The 21,708-nt window shown below is 46.0% G+C and carries 12 protein-coding genes; 8 read left to right on the top strand and 4 right to left on the bottom strand.

Annotation, left to right across the window (positions count from 1 at the left end; genetic code table 11):
- Positions 1-390 precede the first annotated feature (390 nt).
- From J5A55_RS09145 to mnmE, 7 genes are all read left to right on the top strand, one after another.
- Positions 391-3,933, top strand: coding sequence for an ATP-binding protein (locus tag J5A55_RS09145; RefSeq protein ID WP_004384007.1), 3,543 nt, complete (start codon positions 391-393; stop codon positions 3,931-3,933).
- A gap of 48 nt (positions 3,934-3,981) precedes the next feature.
- Positions 3,982-4,707 (top strand): DUF5932 domain-containing protein, encoded by a 726-nt coding sequence (locus tag J5A55_RS09140; protein WP_004384006.1) that lies wholly within the window; start codon positions 3,982-3,984, stop codon positions 4,705-4,707.
- Positions 4,697-5,317 (top strand): AbgT family transporter, encoded by a 621-nt coding sequence (locus J5A55_RS09135; protein ID WP_004384005.1) that lies wholly within the window; start codon positions 4,697-4,699, stop codon positions 5,315-5,317. Before J5A55_RS09140 ends, J5A55_RS09135 begins: the two co-directional genes overlap by 11 nt.
- Positions 5,318-6,805: 1,488 nt before the next feature.
- Complete coding sequence (locus J5A55_RS09130) at positions 6,806-8,632, top strand: transglutaminase domain-containing protein (RefSeq protein ID WP_004384002.1); 1,827 nt, start codon at positions 6,806-6,808, stop codon at positions 8,630-8,632.
- A 51-nt stretch (positions 8,633-8,683) separates the two neighbouring features.
- On the top strand, positions 8,684-10,819 hold the full coding sequence (locus tag J5A55_RS09125) for a DUF3857 domain-containing protein (RefSeq protein WP_004384001.1): 2,136 nt from the start codon (positions 8,684-8,686) through the stop codon (positions 10,817-10,819).
- 811 nt (positions 10,820-11,630) lie between these two features.
- Positions 11,631-12,506 carry a nucleoside phosphorylase gene (locus J5A55_RS09120; RefSeq protein ID WP_004383997.1) on the top strand — a complete coding sequence of 292 codons (876 nt, stop codon included), beginning with the start codon at positions 11,631-11,633 and terminating at the stop codon, positions 12,504-12,506.
- A 24-nt stretch (positions 12,507-12,530) separates the two neighbouring features.
- The gene (gene mnmE / locus J5A55_RS09115; RefSeq protein WP_004383996.1) at positions 12,531-13,922 is read left to right on the top strand and encodes a tRNA uridine-5-carboxymethylaminomethyl(34) synthesis GTPase MnmE; all 1,392 of its coding nucleotides are present in this window, start codon (positions 12,531-12,533) and stop codon (positions 13,920-13,922) included.
- A 456-nt stretch (positions 13,923-14,378) separates the two neighbouring features.
- Here mnmE and J5A55_RS09110 read toward each other — a convergent pair whose 3' ends face one another.
- Complete coding sequence (locus J5A55_RS09110) at positions 14,379-15,656, bottom strand: DUF3078 domain-containing protein (protein WP_004383995.1); 1,278 nt, start codon at positions 15,654-15,656, stop codon at positions 14,379-14,381.
- Between the two features lie 310 nt (positions 15,657-15,966).
- On the opposite strand from J5A55_RS09110, the gene J5A55_RS09105 reads away from it, so the two are divergent.
- On the top strand, positions 15,967-17,832 hold the full coding sequence (locus J5A55_RS09105) for a beta-galactosidase (RefSeq protein ID WP_004383993.1): 1,866 nt from the start codon (positions 15,967-15,969) through the stop codon (positions 17,830-17,832).
- A gap of 485 nt (positions 17,833-18,317) precedes the next feature.
- Here J5A55_RS09105 and tilS read toward each other — a convergent pair whose 3' ends face one another.
- From tilS to J5A55_RS09090, 3 genes are all read right to left on the bottom strand, one after another.
- Complete coding sequence (tilS, locus tag J5A55_RS09100) at positions 18,318-19,703, bottom strand: tRNA lysidine(34) synthetase TilS (protein ID WP_004383991.1); 1,386 nt, start codon at positions 19,701-19,703, stop codon at positions 18,318-18,320.
- Positions 19,693-20,895: a class I SAM-dependent rRNA methyltransferase gene (locus J5A55_RS09095; RefSeq protein WP_039851487.1), complete on the bottom strand. Its 1,203-nt coding sequence runs from the start codon at positions 20,893-20,895 to the stop codon at positions 19,693-19,695. The genes tilS and J5A55_RS09095 overlap by 11 nt, the downstream gene beginning before the upstream one ends.
- 61 nt (positions 20,896-20,956) lie before the next feature.
- On the bottom strand, positions 20,957-21,619 hold the full coding sequence (locus tag J5A55_RS09090; protein ID WP_004383989.1) for a 3'-5' exonuclease: 663 nt from the start codon (positions 21,617-21,619) through the stop codon (positions 20,957-20,959).
- Positions 21,620-21,708: the final 89 nt, after the last annotated feature.

The following is a 21,708-nucleotide window of genomic DNA, read 5'->3' as shown; positions in this document are numbered from 1 at the left end:
CAACTTGTTAACTCGTCAACTCTCCACTCATCAACTCGAACTAATCATAATTTTGAATTGTGAACTTTGAATTTTGAATTGCACAAGGGCATCCGCTTCTGTGGATTCCCATGTTCCGTAAGGAACTCTGTGTCGCCTTCAGGCTTCGTGCCGTCTGTGTATTCCGTGTTAAAAATGCCCCAGCAAAAAACTTATTGACGCTTTTCAACAACAGAACTAATCATTCGTCAACTTGTTAACTCTCCACTCGTCAACTCTACCTAATCATAATTTTGAATTATGAACTTTGAATTTTGAATTAAAAGAGACCATTTACTATCTGTTTTAAAAAAGTTTCGTATATTTGTCTCTCAAATCATTTCGATGGATGGTAACGACTCAATACAATAGATGAAGACGAGTAGAACAAAAGAGATAATTGTGACATTGGCGGCAAGCTGCCTACTCCTGTTCTTCTCGGCATGTACGGCTCCACATAGACAACTGGCGGATGACTATAATGAAAAGGCGTATGCTGCCCATTATAGGAATCTTGACTCGGTACGAATCTATGCGAAGCAAGCCCTCGCCTTGTCGGATGGTTACAGCGCAGGTAAGGCTGAGGCGCTGAACAATCTGGCGTTTGTCGACTTGATGCAAATGCACTTCGACAAGGCTTATACTAAGCTCAATAAGGTGATCCAAAGCACTGATGACCAAGTAGAACTGCTTGTTGCCGACATACAAATGATGCGTCTTTGCCAGCGCGAATCGAACAATAAGGAGTTTTACGATTATAACGAGAAAGCCAACAAACGCTTTCATCGTATCTATGAGGATAACCGACTCCTGACCGAAAGACAGCGACGTCGCATGGTATATGCCCGTTCGGAATATGCCATAGTGAGCTCTACTTATTACTATTATGTCGGTTTGGAGCAACCGTCAGTACGTGCTCTTGAATCCATCAACCCCGATGGTGAGATTCAAACAGACATGCCTCAACTGCTCGCGTACTTATATAATGTGGGTGCAGGAGGTGTCTTTACGAAAGGAAAACAAGAGGAGATTAACCAGAAGGAGTTCGATTATCTCATTCGCTGTTACATGCTTGCTATCCATAATAACTACCCTTATTGGGAGGCAAACTCATTGCAGGCTCTGAGTGAGCACTTGGTGAATAACGAGAGTAGAGAGAAACTTATCCGTGATAACCTGCCCTCTTTTCAATACTTAAATGTCACGAACTTGCCCGATAGTCTTATCGCGGGCAACCTCGCCGAACGCTCTTTAAGTATCTTCAAGAAGTATGGGGATGTCTATCAAACAGCTGGTTCTTACCGTACTCTGGCGTCTTGTTACTGGCAGATAAAGGACTATCGCTCCGCACTTATCTGTCTTCAGAATGCCTTAAAACAGAATCCTGCCATTAACCAAGCCCCCGACTTGGTGGCTTCTATTCGTGAACAACTCTGCGTGGTGTACTCTGCTATAGACAATAAACAGGCGAGTGATTATAACAGGAACATATATCTTGACTTGCAGGAACAGACCCGTCAGGACCGATACTACGAAGCGCGTGCCGATCAACTGGACTCTACTTCGCAGCAGTTGAACATCATGATCTTCGCAATCGGGTTCATCATCGTTGCAATTCTGTCCTTGTTAATCATCTTCCATTACCTTCGCAGGCGCACAGGAAACCAATCGGAACTGGACAATCTACTCTTGCCTTTAGAAGAATGGAAGCAACATAACATCGCTTATATGGCTCAACTCGGCGATGAATATGCGGAGATTTCAGAGCAGTTGACCATTAGTAACATTCATCTTGTCGATAACAAGCGACGCTATCTGGAGCAACGTGCGAAGGTATCGTTGGTTAACAGCATCATGCCACTTATCAATCGAATGCTACATGAGGTCAACAAACTAAAGACGGGAGGCGAGTCTGAGGCAGTGAGAAGCGAACGCTTCACTTATATTAGGGAACTCACGGACATGATCAACGACCTTAATTCGACGCTGACAGAGTGGATTCAACTCCGACAAGGGCGTCTCTCCTTACATATTGAGAGTTTCCCTGTACAGCAGGTGTTCGACATTGTGAAGAAAGGACGCATGGGTTTCCAATTAAAGGGAGTGGAGCTGAATGTGGAGGATACGCCTGCCATCGTCAAAGCCGACCGCATCCTCACGCTCTTCATGGTAAATACTCTTGCCGACAATGCGCGTAAGTTCACGCCAGCAGGGGGCGAGGTATGTATCAAGGCAGTGGAGGAAGCCGACTATGTGGAGCTTTCTGTGGAGGATACAGGCTGTGGCATCAATGAGGAAACACAGCAACATCTATTCGACCGAAAGCCTATTCACGATCAAAAAGACAGTACTTCACATGGTTTCGGACTAATGAATTGCAACGGAATTATCAATAAATACCGCAAGATCAGTCAGATATTTTCAGTCTGCCAGATAGGAGTTAAGAGTGAAGAAAACAAGGGATCACGCTTCTTCTTCCGCCTTCCTAAGGGCGTGAGTCGCATCCTCTTGTTCCTACTTATCGCCACTTCGTCCCTCTGTTCGGCACAGGCACGACCCCAGCGGAACGACGATAAGGCAGCAGCCATAGCCCGAAAGGACTACAAGACATTAGCGGGTATCTATGCCGACTCGGCTTACTTCAGTAATATCAACGGTCAGTACGAGCAGACCCTACGCTTTGCAGACACGTGCCGATATTATCTTAACCAGCAATACCTTAGGTTCAATCCTCATGGGAAGCTCCTCATGCAACGCATCGGAAGCCTTTCTAATGTGCCGGCAGAGATTAAGTGGTTTCATGCCAACGTCCCCATTGATTACAGGGTGGTTCTGGATATACGCAACGAGAGTGCTGTTGCAGCCTTAGCTCTGCATCAATGGGACATCTATAAGTACAATAATAGTGTTTACACACACCTCTTCAAGGAGCGATCAGCCGATAGTTCGCTGGGCGAGTATTGCCGAATGATGATGAAGTCAGAGACCAATAAGAACGTAGCTATCGCCCTCTTGGTGCTCTTACTATTGTCTATTTTCCCTGTGTATTACGTGATGTACTATCGTCATAGGCTCACTTATCAATTCAGCATAGAACGAGTAAAGCATATCAATGCCGTTCTCTTGAGTGATGTAAGCGTCGAAGAGAAACTCAAGGAGGTTGATCGTGTAAACAGCGACCGCTTCCCTGAGCGTCTACGGAACATTGTTCAGCAAATCAGAGAAGCCTTGGTAGCATCACAGGAAGCAAGCCAGAAGAGTAGAGCTGACATTGAGGCACTGGAAGACGAAGTGCATTGTGTGGAATACGAGAATGAACGCTTGCATATTAGTAACAGTATTCTCGACAACTGCCTATCGACGCTCAAGCACGAAACAATGTATTACCCGTCACGCATCCGACAGTTGGTTGAGTCCGACACAGACAGACCTTTGGAGGCTATTGATGAGTTGGCTGTCTATTACAAGGAGCTTTACAGTTTGCTAAGTCAGCAGGCGATGCACCAGTTAAGGGCTGTGAAATTGGTAGCAAAGAGCGTTGATATTACAGCAATCGTACCCGAAAATAAGTTGAAACAGCCGTTAGCACCCATCCCATTGGTGGCTGGCGACCCTGTAATGATTGCTTATCTCTTCGATATACTCTACTCTGAAAACCAGAACCAACCGCTCGTTATCAGTGCAGAAGAGTATCAACAGCGATATGTCGCACTGCATGTTCAGCTCTCATCGTTGCACCTCTCGACTGAAGTATGCCATGAACTCTTCTCACCACAAGCGCAGGGAATGATGTTCTTTATATGTAGGCAGATCGTGAGAGACAATGGAGAAGCAACCAACAAGCGCGGTTGTGGCATTACAGCTAAGCCCGCAGACGAGGGGACAGAGATAGATATTATCCTGTCAAAAGCCTAATAGGAGGAATAAAGAAAATACCGAATTAAATAGAAAAAGATATATAAAATGGAGAAGTTCAAAGTAGTAATAGTGGAAGATGTGCCACTCGAATTGAAAGGTACGGAGGGTATCTTCCGCAACGAAATACCCGAAGCTGAAATCATCGGAACGGCTGAAAACGAAGTAGCATACTGGAAGTTGATTAAGCAACAACTACCTGATCTGGTGCTCTTAGACCTTGGTTTGGGTGGATCAACTACTGTTGGTGTAGAGATCTGTAGGCAGACTAAGGAGGCATATCCCAACGTTAAGGTCTTAATCTTTACTGGTGAGATACTCAATGAGAAGCTTTGGGTGGACGTATTAGACGCTGGTACCGATGGAATATGCCTAAAGAGTGGGGAGTTACTTACCCGTGGTGACGTGTCGAGTGTGATGTCTGGTAAACGCTTAGTATTCAATCAGCCGATCTTAGAAAAGATAGTTTCGCGGTTCAAACAGAGCGTGAATAGCATGCTAATGCACCAAGAAGCGATGGTAGGATACGAGATCGACGAGTACGACGAACGCTTCCTTCGACACCTTGCACTCGGTTACACGAAGGAGCAAATAACCAATCTTCGAGGCATGCCATTCGGTGTGAAGAGTCTTGAAAAACGCCAGAATGAACTCGTGCAAAAGCTCTTTCCAGATGGTAATAAGGGTATGAGCGTCAATGCCACACGCCTTGTTGTGCGCGCATTGGAGCTTCGCATCATCGATATAGATAATCTCCGTGCTGATGAAGAATAAGTTAGGTTATGTTGTCATAGTGCTTTCCTTAACGCAGATAGCCGTCATCCTACTGTCATGGTTGATAACCGCAGCCAATCCAGACTGGGCTCTTCACTCATTGTTGAGCAGTGAGGGAATACGCTGGTTCTTCGGTTCTTTCGTTAGCAATCAACTAACGTCATGGCTTGTATATCTCATGGTTGCGAGCATAGCGGTGGGTGCTTTCGTGCGCACAAGGTTCTTGAAAGCCTTACAGCGGAGGCTCTCCCGACAGCAACGACATCGTTTTCCCCTGACTTACCCAGAGCGAATAGGACTGCGCATAGCCCTTGTTGAGTTCATAGCCTTTATAGTGGTAATGGTGCTGCTGACGCTTGTTCCGCATGCAATCTTACTGAGTGTGACGGGTCAACTCTATCCCAGTAGCTTCTCCGCAAGCCTCATTCCCGCTCTATCCTTCATCCTTCTTGTCATGTCACTATCCTATGGTATAGCGAGCAAAACCATCGACAGCATTACTACCATGCACGACATGCTCACCTACGGGTTACTTCTTTCCTCCCGCTATGTCCCCACTTACGTCCTTGCCATCCAGCTATACATGTCCTTGAGGTATGTGTTTCAGTAGGAAGGAACACCCTCCCTTAATTCAAAATTCAAAGTTCATAATTCAAAATTATGATTAGGTAGAGTGGACGAGTGGACAGGTTGACAAGTTAACGAGTTGTTAGTCCTATTGAAGAGGGCGTTTCTTCGATGTGAAGAGATGCTTTCCTTAATGCAAAAAGACGCCCTCCTCGAATTGAGAAGGGCGCCTCTTCATTTGCTGCTTTATGACTCGTGCTAACGAAGTACGGCCTCGCTACACTGAACTATATAGTACAGAACATCTTAGCAGTCCATCATTTCAAACAGAACTAGTCATAATTTTGAATTATGAACTTTGAATTTTGAATTGTACGTGGGCGTCCGCCTCTGTGGAATCTCGTGTTCCGTAAGGAACTCTGTGTCGCCTTTGGGCTTCGTGCCATCCGTGTATTCTGTGTTAAAAATGCCCCAGCAAAGAACTTATTGATGCTTTTCAATAACAGAACTAATCACTCGTCAACTTGTCAACCAGTCAACTCGTTAACTCGAAGTAATCATAATTTTGAATTATGAACTTTGAATTTTGAATTGTACGAGGGCGTCTGCCTCTGTGGATTCCCATGTTCCTTTAGGAACTCTGTGTCGCCTTTAGGCTTTGTGCTATCCGTGGATTCTGTGTTAAAAATGCCCCAGCAAAAAACTTATTGACGCTTTTCAACAACAGAACTAATCACTCGTCAACTTGTTAACTCTCCACTCGTCAACTCTACCTAATCACAATTTTGAATTATGAACTTTGAATTTTGAATTAAAGAAGAGCCTTTCCTAACTAACTCCCGTTAGGCACTCCTCCCCTGGGGGGAGGCTGTGAGGGGTTGTTCCATTCGGAGAATGGGTTGGGGGAGAGGCTTCAAAGTAGGGACAGACGCCCTCGTCTGTCCGCTCCAACATTCCACGTTACATTACAAGCAGTCTCCCTTATGCGGACAGACGAGGGCGTCTGTCCCTACGTTGTGGCATCCCTTTGGATAGAAAGAATTATTTAAATAGGTTATCATTAGGCGCTCCTCTCCTTGGGGGAGGCTGTGAGGGGTTTCCAGATGAGGGCGTCTGTCCCTACTTGTGTAGTGTGTTTAAACGAAAGAAATATGTATATTTTAATCCTGTTCATTATATCTTCTGTGATAAAGATGCGCAGACTCAATATCTGTTCATTATGTTTTCTGTGATAAAGATGTGTACATTCAATATTTGAACATTATCTTCCCTCTGTCTAAGAAAGCATCATCTATTATATAAGGTGTAGATGTCTATCATCGTAAAGAATCATTGATTAGGTTTTAAGACAGGGGCACAAGGGATAAAAGGAAGTGGTGATCACCACATCATTTAACAAAGTTATTAAAAAAACATAAGGCTTTTGCCTGTCATTCGAAATATTTATCTATCTTTGCAAATGGTATTCTTACCATTTTATAAAGCCATTACCAAAAGAGAATATAACGATATTTATCTATAAAAACAACAGATGATAAGCTACTTAAAAACACTTCGCTCGCTGGTTACAGCCCTTTTATTAATATTCTGTACGGTGCAGGTTCAAGCGCAACAATGGGATGATAAGATTCTTATCTCGCAATGTGACGAACAATACGCATTGACTTTTGATGGCGACAAGCCCATTGTTAAGAACACAGAAAAGATTACTTATCTGTCTAATTCGGTAGCGAAAGTACTGCCGCAAACCACCGTCTTCTACGGAGAATTTATCTCTTTGGATAACATCTCGGGGCATGGTCAGAAGCAATATACGAATGTTACGCCAGAAAATGTGTTCTACGACGATACGAAGGCATGCACCCTTCAAGGTGAGATAAGTAAGAAAGGCAAAACAAGCAGTGCCTCCTTCGAGCGCACCTTCAAGGATATTAAGTATTTCACACGCGTTTACTTGCTCGAAGAATACTTCATTCAGCACAAGACACTGACCATCACTATTCCGAAGAAGTTGGCTGGTTATAGGCTTAAAGAGATGAATTTTGAGGGGTATAACATACAGGTTGCGCACGAGTCGACCGCCACGAATGACGTTTATCGCTATACTTTGACGAATTGCAATCGCATGAAAGAGGATGCGCAAATGCCCCCTTCGTCGAGTGTCTATCCTTATTTGTTGATTCTCGGACCCTTTGCTGATGTCAACGCATTGTACAGCTGGTCGATGAAAATGGCTGATGTTGATTGCAATATACCGAATCTTCAGTCGCTCTTAGCCGAGATTAACAAGACAAGTAAGACCCCCGAAGACCGTATCAGCAATACTTATCGATGGGTACAGGACAATATTAGATACATAGCCTACGAAGCCGGGATAGCCGGGCACCGCCCCGATACACCTGCCGAGGTACTCCGCAAGCGTTATGGTGATTGTAAGGGAATGGCGTTACTGCTCACTACCTTGCTCAAAGCACAGGGTTTCGATGCACGTTGGACGGACATTGGTACGGAGGAGATACCGTTTAAGATGAGTGATGTACCTACTCTCGCGAGTGCCGATCACGTGATTTGTACGCTCTTATATAAGGGTAAGACTTACTTTATTGACGCCACTTGCAAGCATATCCCATACACTTATACACCGCAAGGAATACAAGGTTCGCAGGCAATGATAGCCAACGGCGACCGCCCAAGACTTGAGATTGTGCCTGTCAGGAAGCCTGATGAATCGATTGATAGCCTCTCTTACAATTATCAACTACAAGGGGATGCGCTCGTGGGAACGGCTACCTATATGACACGAGGCGATATGAAAGAGTGGTTCATGTCGGTTTCTGATGGTGTAGGAAGCAAGCGCACCGATGATCTCCTTGCTAACAACCTTAACTCGGATGCGCATAATATGACCGTATCGGACGTTAAGTGGATCGATGATGACGCTCGCCACGAGTGGGGGAAGTTTACGGGTAAGGTCGTAAACAAGCCTGCTGTACAGCAAGCGGATGGTGAGGTTTACATTGAGATGAACCCTCATAACAATCTTTTCGATGCCCGCATTGATACCACCCAACGCACACACGACTATTATCTGCCTGTTCGCTGTAACGTTGTTAGGCAGTCGGTATTGACGATTCCGGCTGGTTATCGTGTGGATTACCTGCCCGCTTCTGCCACTTTCAACACTCCCGAGGGTACGCTTACCTGCCGTTTTACACAGAAAGGGAACGTCGTTACTTTCCATCAGAAGATGCAAATTAACCACAGAAGAATACCTTTAAAGAACATACCACAATGGAATGACGCCCTAAGGAAGTGGACGGATGCCTGCAACGAGCAAGTTGTCTTGAAGCGAAAATAGTCCCTTGACCATTCCACCTAATAGCTATTAACAATATTCAAAACATATCTTATGAAGAAAATCATTGCATTGCTTTTCCTCACCATCATAACTCTTCCGATGATGGCATTCGATGAGGAGGATTACAAACAGTTTGCACGTGAAGTGAAGAAGGAGGTCTGGAACAAGGATCTACCACAATTCAACAACCGCACAGTACCGGCAAAGTATAATAAAGAGTCGGCTGTTGTCTTGGCAAGATATGAGGAGGTTGGAGTCGATTACACCAACCACTTCAACCCTCTCAGCCTTGGTAAGGTGAAGCAATGCACGGGTACTCACCTCGTCCGAAGCCTTATTAAGATCAATGATAAGGCTGCTTTGGATAAGTTCTCCACGTTTGAGTTCCGCACATACGACTACTCCCTCAACAACGGACTATGGCGTAATGACCGCCGAACAGTGCTCGGTGTGCGCGTTATCAAGCCTAACGGAACCATTAAGGAGGTAGAGGAAAAGGACTACCAAGACGATAACGAGGGAAGGAAAGGAGAAGAGAAACATGCCAAACTTGCCGTTCCGAACCTCCAAGTAGGCGATATGCTCGACTACTTCTACTATGACTTTGACAAGCTAAGAGAGGAGAACATCGACCCGATGGCATTCTTCTTTGGCAGTCAATATCCCATCCTTGACTATCAAATTCATTGCTCTATTGATAAGGACCTGTGTACTCAGTACCGCACGATGAATGGTGCTCCAGACTTCAAGCAAAGCACTGACAAGGATGCTATTATCCTCGATGCTCGTGTGAAAAACATCGATAAGACGATGCCAGACTACGCCTATAACCCATTGGCGCAGACCCCTTATACAATGCTATTCATCAATGCGAACGTGGCGTTGGAGTACATTCCAAAGAGCATGAAGACCAAAGGCTTGCAGGCAAACCCCGATGCGAAGGCTATTCAAGAGGATGCTTGGACACTCTGGAATGCGTCTACCAGCAAGTGGAGCTTCTATAAGGCGTTCAACAAAGTGATTGATGATGCGAAGAAGATAAGCGATCCGACAGAAAGAGCTAACTATGTTTACAACTACATCATGTTGAGAACCTTGGTGCATGGTAAACCTTATTTCAATTATAGCAACTTTGCTTCTGCGTTCTCATACATACTCGATAAGCTCAAAGTTCCATACTCTCGTGTGTTGGTAACTGACCGCATGACCGAGCCTATTGGGCAATTAGCGAACATCTGGAACGCAACGTATGGAATCATGTTAGATAATGGTCAGTGTTACTTCCCAGTAAGTACTCGATACGGCACAACGGCTAACACCATCCCTTCTATCTATCAGAACCGGGACGCAGTGGCTACTAATGCGAAGAAGAAGTTCCAAAATGGACCTTTTAGAAACGTGACTATCCCAGGCAGCCAGGCGAAAGATAACACGGAGAAGGTGGATGTTGATGCTACAGTCGATGGTATCTTGCTCAACATCAAACGCCAAGATGCCACCACAGGATGCGACAAGGAGGGTAACATCATGGACTATACTTCAGCCGAGCAGATGGCTCAGTCATGGGGAGCCGACTATGGCGTGACAAAGTTCGCACAGCTTTTCGACAAGGGACTAAACGTTGCTGACCAGCGAGCAAGCGAACGCGCGGAGCAAGACAAGAAGTCGATTGCGGAGAACTTCAGCGATGAGATAAAGGCATATCACGACCACGCAGCAGTGAAAGTGAATGAAACTAAGGTGCTGTCATGCGGTGAGAAGGATAAACCCTTTACTTACCTTATTGATTACCAGATGGACGGCCTGGTGAAGAAAGCCGGTCGCAACCTTGTAATCTCCGTCGGTCAGCTTGTCGGGCAACAAATGCATATCGAGGGAGCAGAGCGTCAGCGCAATGTAGATATCATCTATTCTTACCCCAGAACCTACTCTGTTACGGTGCGCTTAGCCATCCCTAATGGTTACAGCGTAGCTCCCGAGAGTTTGCAAAAACTCAATTCTCATGTAGATAATAGTGCTATTTCCTTTACTTCCAAAGCTTCTGTCGAGGATGGTAAACTATTGGTAACTTTCGAAAAGGTATATAAGCAGTATCGAGTACCCGCTTCCCAGTGGTCGAGCATACTATCCGTTCTTGATAAAGCCTACGACTTCAATAGTGTGCAAGTGGTGCTGAAGAAAGGGTAGGAACAGCAAGACTAAAAAGAAGAACGTGCCACAAAGTAGGGGTAGACACCTTCGGATGGAAACCCCACCCAGCCTCCCCCAAGGGGAGGAGTGCCTCACGGAAGCTAATTTGTATGGTTCTCTCTATCCAAATGAATGTCACAAAGTAGGGACAGACGCCCTCGTCTGGAAACCCCTCCCAGCCTCCCCCAAGGGGAGGAGTGCCTAACGGAAGCTAATTTGTATGGTTCTCTCTATCCAAATGAATGCTACAAAGTAGGGACAGACGCCCTCGTCTGTCCGCCCATTTACCCTTATATGGCATCCCGTTAGGCAACATCCCCTCCTTTGGAGGGGCTTAGGGAGGCTTTTAATTTGCTGTGCTTTGGCGGACAGACGAGGGCGTCTGTCCCTACAGGTTGGTATTATCATTAATTAAAGAAACGCCCCCTTCGCATTGAAGAGAGCGTTTCCTTGCAATGAAAAGGGCGTCTCTTCACATCGAAGAAACGCCCTCTTTGTTTGCTAATAGTAGTATTTACTCCCCTCTCCATTCGGAGAGGGGCTGGGGGTGAGGCTGCTTCTACCATTAAAAGAGTTGCCACACAGTAGGGACAGACGCCCTCGTCTGTCTGCCTTTTCGCCCCCTTTTGACATCCCATTAGGCACATCCCCTCCTTCGGAGGAGCTTGGGAAGGCTTTCATTTCCTATGTTCCTCTCTCTAAAGCATTCTGCTTTTCTGTCCGAAAAAACTTGTTACTTTCCGCTTTTTTACGTATCTTTGTCAATTAAGAGATAGTAGTTATAATATTTACCCAAACACCTTTTGATATGGAGAAGAAGTATTTTGCTCCCTCAGAGCTCATTATCAATAATGATGGAAGCGTTTTCCATCTACACTTAAAACCTAAAAATTTAGCTGACAAAGTCATCCTTGTGGGTGATCCCGGGCGTGTGGCACTCGTTGCGTCACATTTTGAAGACATTGAGTGTGAGGTATCTAACCGTGAATTTAGAGCCATTACGGGTACTTACCACAAGAAGCGTATCACGGCATTAAGCACAGGTATCGGTTGTGATAACATCGACATTGTTGTTAACGAACTGGATGCTTTGGCAAACATCGACTTTAAGACACGTTATGAAAACGAGCAGTTGCGACAGTTGACATTGGTTCGCATTGGTACATGTGGTGGTCTGCAGCCTTACACCCCAGTGGGTACTTACATCGCGTCAGCCAAGAGTATTGGTTTTGATGGGCTTCTGAACTTCTATGCCGGGCGCAATCAAGCATGTGATTTAGACTTTGAACGGGAGTTTAAAGAGCAGGTGCAATGGGACTTACAGATGGGTAATCCTTACGTGTCATGCGCTGATAGCGAGTTGCTCGACCGTATTGCGGGCGATGATATGGTGCGAGGTGTGACCATCGCGTGCGGTGGCTTCTTCGGTCCGCAGGGTCGCGAGCTACGCTTACCACTGCAAGATCCAATGTTAAATACGAAGATTGAGAAGTTTGAATACCATGGTTTGCGCGTGACGAACTTTGAGATGGAGTCGTCAGCGTTGGCTGGCTTGGCTACACTCATGGGTCATAAGGCTGTCACCTGTTGCATGGTTATTGCCAACCGATTGGCTAAAGAGGCGAATGCCAACTATAAGAATTCCATCGACGGATTGATTGAGACCGTCCTCAGACGTATATAATAAGGTGGGAGAGAAGTAGTCTTTATGGTATTAGACACGATTTCTTCGACCGCAACAGATACGATTACAGCACTCGCAACGCAGCCCGGTGGAGCTATTGGAGTGGTCAGAGTGAGTGGTGCAAAGGCGATTGAACTGACAGAGAAGGTCTTTCGTGGGGTGGGAAAGAAGCCGCTCCACGAAGCAAAGGGGAACACGCTACATTATGGAGTGATTGTCGACAAGGACGGAAAAGAGATTGATGATGTCCTTGTGAGTGTGTTCCGTGCCCCGCATAGTTATACGGGTGAGGATAGTACGGAAGTCTCGTGTCATGGTTCGGCATACGTTCTTAATCAGGTGGTAAAGGCACTTATCGATGCTGGATGCCGACAGGCTCGACCGGGGGAATACACCCAACGAGCGTATCTGAATGGTAAGATGGACTTAAGTCAGGCGGAGGCTGTTGCCGACCTAATTGCTGCAACGAACAGAGCCTCCCATCAGGTGGCATTGAGCCAACTGAAGGGTCACTTCAGTTCGGAACTCTCCAAGCTACGAGATCAGCTCTTGAAGATGACGTCCCTACTTGAGTTAGAGCTCGACTTCTCCGATCATGAGGAGTTAGAGTTTGCTGATCGGGGGCAGTTGAAGGCGTTAGCAGAGACAATACACGAGCGTATCTCGGTGCTTATCAAGTCGTTTGAAACAGGTAACGCACTGAAGCGTGGAGTGCCGGTAGCCATCATTGGCAAGACAAACGTGGGTAAATCAACGCTTTTGAATTGCTTGTTACACGAAGAGAAAGCGATAGTTTCAAATATTCATGGTACGACCCGCGATGTCATTGAAGACACGACAGAGATACAGGGGATCACTTTCCGCTTTATTGACACAGCTGGTTTGCGTAACACGGACGATCAGGTTGAGCAACTCGGAATCGAACGATCGTATAAGAAACTGGCGGAGGCTCGCATCATCCTGTGGGTGGTTGACACTCCGCCCAGAACATCGGAACTGTCTGATATGCAGGCTCGTTGCGAAGGAAAGAGCCTTATTCTTGTGCGCAATAAAGTGGATGAGAGTGCCGCAGAAGAGGTTTCCGCGAGCGATAGTCCATGCCCCGTGGTTGCCATATCTGCCAAGTATAAGCGTAATATCGACCAACTGGAACAACTTATCTACACATCGGCTAATATTCCAGAGATCAACGAGAATAGTGTAATCATCACTTCCGTCCGCCATTACGAAGCCCTCACTCGTGCCAACGAGTCCATCCGCCGTGTCATAGAAGCCCTCGCCACGAACCTTTCCGGCGACCTCATCAGCGAGGATCTCCGCATTTGTCTTAACGAATTAGCCGATATTACCGGTGGACAAATTACCCCCCATGAGGTGTTGGGGAATATCTTTAAGCACTTTTGCATAGGTAAGTAAGGACGGAAAGACGGTCTCCCATAATCCCATCTACAGCCTCACCCCCGCCCCCTCTCCGAATGGAGAGGGGAGTAGATAGCATTATTTGCAAACAAAGAGGGCGTTTCCTTGATGTGAAGGGACGCCCTTTTCATTGCAAGGAAACGCCCTCTTCATATTGAAGAAGGCGTTTCTTTAATTAAAGATAATGCCAACCTGTAGGGACAGACGCCCTCGTCTGGAAACCCCTCCCAGCCTCCCCTAAGGGGAGGAGCGCCTAATGATAACCTATTTGAATGGTTCTTTCTATCCTAAGGAATGCCACAAAGTAGAGACAGACGCCCTCGTCTGTCCCTACTTTTGGTACTACATTCAATAGAACTAATAACTTGTTAACCTGTTAACTCGTGTACTCGTCAACTTGAAGTAATCACAATTTTGAATTATGAACTTTGCATTTTGAATTACACAAAGTGCTTAAAAGCTATACTGGAAGCCGACAGATGCGAACTCTTTGAGCTGCCAGAAAGCATAATGGGAGTCTCGGCTCACACCGTCATCGAAGCGGGGATAGATGAACAACTGGCTTGAGATGAAACGATTGAAGCGGAGGGTGAGGGTGTTCTCCCACTCCAGTTCGGCGCGCTTATAGGTGGTGTAGCCATAAAGACGGGTCTTCCATGAGAGCATATCCATAATTTTCCACTCCAAGTCGACGGTGAACTCCGATCCAAAGTCGTGTAGGAAGTGATTGTCATTACCGATTCCCAACCGCTTTGACAGGCTCCGGAAGCGGGTGTACTTCATGTTATATGCCAACGGAGCAAGGTGTACATTGCCTTTCAAACGATGTTCAAACCAGTCGACCGAATAGTCCATACCGAGAGAGAGGTTCAATGTGAAAGGTGCAAGGAAGTCGGCATATATCGTTGGATCATTCGACTTATACGCCCGCGAGAATTGCGTTTGTCCGATGAACTGAAGCGTATAGTACCATCGTTTCGTAGCCTGTAAGCCCAGCTTGGAAGTAAGGCGTATCAAGTCCTCCGTACTCTTGAAGCTATGTAACGAGTCCGACCTGCTACTCTGCAAACCGTATCTTAGCTCCAAGCAGTTATCCCATTTCACCTTTTGTTTATTGTTATAATTAGCCTGCATGACCACTAATCCACGTGCAGCATAGTTGCTTTCGCCCCCTCGATACCAGTTTCCTGACACGTAGTTCTGCAAGAACTGCAGGGCATAATCGCCTTTGTAAGTCCAGAAGTTAGGCTTTTTAACGAGCACTTCAACCGGTACCTCGATAGGCTCAACAGGTGGTTCTTTCACCCTACTGACCATCTCCGCCTCATGCTGAATAGGCTTTTCTATATCGTTGATGGTCGTTTGCTGCTGTTGCACCGCCCGTTCCGTCGTACTCACTAAATCGGGTCGATTGAGGTAAAGGTGCATGAGATTGGCATTGAAATCACGCTCGGCATTGGCGTTAGAGAACAACTGTTGCGTCACATCCCGATAGAATGTCAATGGGAAGAGAAGCCGCATGTGGTTCTCATCTGCCACTTTCAGCGATATTAGTTTCTGTTTTTTCGGTTTGAAAAGACTGTCTCTCAACGATTGCAAGGAGTCGGCATAGGCTTGAGCAACACTGCTTGTTGCATTGTCACCACGCACGGCCATGGTCGAATGATGCGATTGCGCAGCCACCTCAAGACCGATTGAGAGGAATAAAAAGAACAATATTTTCTGCTTCATATAATAGATATTCACCAATAATAGACTTACTGAATTGCAAAAGTACATCATTCTTTTTAATTACCTCGCAATTACCTGAAAAAACTAAGCGGAGCCTCCGCTCTATCCTTGAATATCGCTGGGTACAGAAAGCGAAGCAGTCTTTTATCGTACTGATGACACATTTTTCCATCGTTTTATTTGCTACTCTCGTTCTTTTTTAAGAACTTTGTCAACCGAAGTCTAAGCCTTTCTCTATCCATGGGAACGCCCAAATGGACTTTAAAAACCTATAGATTAATTATTTATTCTAACCTACATAATTTACAGAATGAGGCAAATTAAACTCTTACTATTGGCAGTCTGTCTGCTGGCAGCAGGTTCTGTCGTGGCTGCAAAACAAACGAAACATACGTTCGCCATCGCTAATGGCAACTTTATCTACGATGGGAAGCCCATCCAGATACACTCGGGTGAGATGCACTATGCGCGTGTTCCGGCTCCATACTGGCGTCATCGCATGAAGATGATGAAGGCTATGGGGCTCAACGCAGTGGCTACTTACATCTTTTGGAATCATCACGAGACGAGTCCGGGGGTGTGGGATTGGACCACAGGAACGCACAACTTGCGTCAATTCATTAAGACTGCGGGCGAAGAGGGACTGATGGTTATCCTCCGACCAGGCCCTTATTGCTGTGCAGAATGGGAGTTCGGCGGTTATCCGTGGTGGCTTCCTAAGGCAAAGGACTTGGTGATTCGCACCGATAACAAGCCTTTCTTAGACTCCTGCCGAGTGTACATCAATCAGTTAGCAAAGCAAGTGCTTGACCTTCAGGTGACGCAGGGTGGACCCGTGATAATGGTTCAAGCAGAGAATGAATTTGGTTCCTACGTGGCTCAACGCAAGGATATTCCACTCGAAACACACAAGAGGTACGCTGCACAAATACGTCAGCAGTTGCTCGATGCGGGCTTTACTGTACCCATGTTCACGTCTGATGGCAGTTGGCTCTTTAAGGGTGGAGCCATCGAAGGAGCACTTCCAACAGCCAACGGAGAGGGGGATATTGATAAACTCAAGAAAGTTGTCAATGAGTATCATGGTGGAGTTGGACCTTACATGGTGGCTGAGTTCTATCCAGGATGGCTCAGTCACTGGGCGGAACCCTTCCCACGTGTATCGACGGAGAGCGTTGTTAAGCAAACAAAGAAGTATCTCGACAATGGTATCAGCTTTAATTATTACATGGTACATGGCGGTACTAACTTCGGATTCAGCGCTGGGGCGAACTATAGCAACGCAACGAATATACAGCCAGATATGACCAGCTACGATTATGATGCACCTATCAGCGAGGCGGGTTGGGCTACTCCTAAATACAACGCATTGCGCGACTTGATTGCAAAGTCGGTCTCTTATAAGGTGCCCGAAGTGCCTGAACGCATCCCAGTCATCGCTATTCCAAACATAACCTTGGGTAAATCGGTCGACGTAATGACGATGATTAACACGATGAAAGCCGTTGAGAGCGACCATCCTATGACTTTCGAGGAACTCAACCAAGGCTCTGGTTATGTGCTCTATCGCCGCCATTTCAACCAACCCATCAGTGGACTCATGCGCATGAAAGGCTTGGCTGATTACGCCGTAGTCTATGTGAATGGTGAGAAGAAGGGCGAGTTAAACAAGGTATTCGACAAAGATAGCATGGAAATCGACATTCCTTTCAACAGCACCTTGGATATTCTTGTGGAGAACATGGGGCGCATTAACTACGGAGCACGTATCGTTCAGAGTTCGAAAGGCATAACCCGTCCTATCACAATAGACGATAACGAGATTACTGGCGAGTGGCAGATGTACCCGTTGCCAATGGCTTCTATGCCTGATACCAACCGATTACCAGCAGGCTACAAAGCAGGTTTGCCAGTTCTTTATAGTGGTTCGTTCAACCTCGACAAAGTAGGTGATACGTTCTTAGATATGGCTCAATGGGGCAAAGGAATCGTCTTTGTCAATGGTATCAACTTAGGTCGTTACTGGAAAGTGGGACCTCAGCAAACCCTTTACTTACCTGGTTGTTACCTCAAGAAAGGCAAGAATGACATTGTAATCTTCGAACAACTCAACGACAAGAAGCAGTCCTCTCTATCGGGAGTCACCGTTCCGGTGTTGGATAAGGTAGTGAAGTAAAGCCTCCCCCAGCCCCTCAAAAGGGGAAAGAAGGAGCCTCCCCCCCGTCCCCTCTCCGAATGGAACAACCCCTCCCAGCCTCCCCCAAGGGGAGGAGTGCCTAACGGGAGATAATTAGGAAAAAGTTTCTTTAATTCAAAGAGGGCGTTTCTTCGATGTGAAGAGACGCCCTTTTCATTGTAAGGAAACGCCCTTCTCCAATCAAGAAGGGTGTTCCTTTAATTAATGATAATACCAACCTGTAGGGACAGACGCCCTCGTCTGTCCGCCAGAACACAGCCATAAAAGCCTCCCCAAGTCCCTCAAAAGGAGGGGATGTTGCCTAACGGGATGCCATGTAAAGGTAAATAAGCGGACAGACGAGGGCGTCTGTCCCTACTTTTGGTACTACATTCAATATAACTAATAACTTGTTAACCTGTTAACTCGTCCACTCGTCAACTCTACCTAATCATAATTTTGAATTTTGAATTATGAATTTTGAATTAGACAAGAGCCTCCACACGCAAACACTCGGTGGTTGATTCGGTGAGGCGGAAGTGGTGATTGATACGCTGACCGACTACCCATAGGATCGTGCCAGTGGCATCTTGCAAGACAAGTTGGGTGCGCTTCTCAAAGCGGTTACACTTCCGATTGGTTAAGAAGTCGCTTACTAATTGTGTTCCCTGCATACCCAATGGGGTGAAACGATCGCCTACCTCTGTTCGACGAAGGGTCAAAGGGAAACGGATGGAGGCTGCATCTAAGTCGATGATATTCGCATCCTTCGAGAAAGAAAGGGGTGTTTGTGGGTTGCGAAAAGACGTCGTTAGTCGGATAGAAGTATGTTCATCATAGATATAACGCCCCGTTTCAGGAATGACGAGTGGGCGTGGAACATCGTGTTCAAGCGGTAGAACGAGCAGAGAATGCCGATCGTGAGTAAGCTCATAAGCCGCTGACTCCCATAGTTGCCCCGTCTTTTCGTCTGCAAGTTCGGCAACTTCTGTAATCTGCGAAGTGGTAAATCCGAGTGGTTTCAACACATAAAAAAGAAGGTAAGAAGGCGCAGAGAATTGCCGAACGACCTGTAAATCAAGAGTGAAAGGAACATTCTCTTCAGGTTTAAAAGGACGTTTGAAAGATATTTCCTGACCTTTCCTAAGGGGCTTGACAGCCGATTGTAACGCCTGTAATAAAGATGCCTCTACAATCTTATCAACATCCATTAAGTGCCGAGCCGTTGTAAGAATAGCATCGTTAACAGACGGGTTGATAGCTGCTAACTGGGGTAAGATATTCAATCGGAGTTTGTTTCTTACAACGTCATCAACAAGGTTTGTACTGTCTGTAACATACGAGATAGCTTGCTGATGGAGGTATTCTTCTATCTCCTTACGGCTCACGCAGAGCAGAGGACGCACAATGTCGCCCTTCTTCGGACGGATTCCAAGCATACCACTAAGCCCCGTTCCACGCACAAGATTGATGAGTATCGTCTCGACCGAATCCTCTTGATGGTGCCCAACACATATCGCATCAGCCCCAAGAGCCTCTTTCAACTGAAAGAAGTAACGATAACGCAATTCACGTGCAGCCATCTCTATGCTCACTTTATGCGCCTCGGCATAGGTCAAGGTGTCAAAGTGAGCAATGTGAAGAGGTATGTTTAATTGTTTACACAGGCTCTGGCAATACTCCTCATCACGATTGCTTTCATCGCCACGGAGGTGGAAATTGCAATGAACAGCGTCTGTCTCGTAACCTAACTGGCGCATTGTCAACAGCAGGGCGACGCTATCAGCACCGCCCGAAAGGGCTACAAGGCAATGAGCCTTAGGCTTTAAGAGCTGTTCCGAGGCTATGTAACGCTTGATCTTATTCAACATATAGCACCAAGCCCTTCAAGTATTCGCCTTCAGGATGATATATATTGATAGGGTGATCGGCTGGTTGATGGAGCTGATGGAGTATCCGCACCTTTCGACCCGCTTGTGCAGCAGCTGTGAAAACAGCCTGTCTAAAGTTGTCTTTAGTCACTACCTGCGAGCAACTGAACGTAAAGAGAATACCGCCAGAGCGTATCTTTTCAAAGCCTTTCACATTAAGACGTGTATAGCCACGAAGCCCGTTCTTCAATGCTTGTCGGTGTTTGGCAAAGGCGGGGGGATCGAGTATAATAAGGTCATACTTGCCTTCGTTGTCATCAAGATACTTAAAGGCATCCTCGCAGAAAGCCGCATGTCTCTTATCATCAGGGAAGTTTATTTCGATGTTCTTATTGGTTAGTTCGATGGCTTTCGCCGAACTATCGACAGAATGAACACACTTAGCTCCACCGCGCATAGCGTACACTGAGAATCCACCCGTGTAACAGAACATATTGAGAACACTGCGTCCTTGGGCATAGTATTCCAATAAACTGCGGTTCTCCCGTTGGTCAATAAAGAAGCCTGTCTTCTGTCCTTTCAACCAATCAATATGGAACTTTAAACCGTTCTCAATCGCTATGTTGTTATCCGTCTGACCATAGATAAACCCGTTCTCCTGCCCTAAGTCGGCTTTAAAGGGTAAGGTTGTCTCACTCTTGTAATAGATACTATCGAGTTGATCCCCCATCACTTTCACCAGTGCGCGAGCAATGACTTCACGACAGACGTGCATCCCGACAGAGTGAGCCTGCATAACAGCTGTTGTGCCATATACGTCTATTACAAGTCCGGGAAGGTTGTCGCCTTCACCATGAACGAGGCGGTATGTGGTATTGGGATAGCCCTCCTTGACATCACCCGACTGACGAATTACCCCGATGGCATTGCGTACCTGCAAGGCAGCAGAGAGCCTACTCTCCCAAAACTCATCGTCAATCTCGATATCATGGAATGATAAAACACGTACAGAGATAGAGCCTATTTGGAAGTGACCAACAGCTATAAAGCGGTTGTCATGAGTCATCACTCGGACGATATCTCCCTCTTCCAATCCTTCATCTATTCGACTGATTGCACCCGAGAAGATCCATGGATGGAAACGAAGCAGGCTGTCTTCCTTTCCTCGCTTTAAGTATATTTGCTTATACATAAGTGTTTTTTCGTTTTTAATTCCTTTCATCTTATAAACAATAAAAGGCTTGCACACAGACTTATTCAGCCTTGTGTGAAGCCTCAACAGGGGTTGCTGGTTCCGGAGTGGGTACAACAACTAATTGGTAATCGCCCGTCTCCTTCATCTCATGCAGGCGTTCATAGAGTTTGATGCAAGTCCAAGCATCGGTGGAAGCATAGAGTTTCTGCTTATCATTCAACACCTCGTTCTCCCAGTTGGAGAGCTGTTGACGCTTGGTAATACGTTCATGGAAGACGTTAGCATATAGTTTCTGAAGACTCATGTCTTCGATTCCTAACGACTTAACATAGTCTTGTAAGTCAATAAAATAGCCCGGTTTGAAGTTGGCGCGTTGGTGAAGCATGAGCATATCATCGCTTAGTGAGAGTCCAACCTTGGGCACTGTGGTATCTTCCAAGAACCGCTTTATGCAATCAGGAAACCCTATGTAGTTCAGACGAAAGAGGAAACACACCTCATGATCACATGCTTGTAAGAGCGCAACCTTGCGTCGGTGCCCCTTTTTGAACACTGGTCTTGTCTCCGTGTCGACGCCTATAATATCTCTGGAGAGCAAGTAGTCTACTGCTTTCTCAGCCTCCGTCTCATTGAGAATGACAACAATTCGACCGGGAAAGGTCACTCTTGGTAATTGAGATATCCTACTTTTATCGAACTTATTATATATTACTTTATTCATTTCCAATACTCAACTGACTTGCAAAAGTATAAAAAAAGTATTAAAACCTGTACTTATGTGGCATGAAATTATTACTTTTGCAAGGATAA

Source organism: Prevotella veroralis (assembly GCF_018127765.1).
Classification (GTDB): domain Bacteria; phylum Bacteroidota; class Bacteroidia; order Bacteroidales; family Bacteroidaceae; genus Prevotella; species Prevotella veroralis.
The sequence above is the reverse complement of the archived record's forward strand: the minus strand, read 5'-3'. Positions and strand labels throughout refer to the sequence as shown.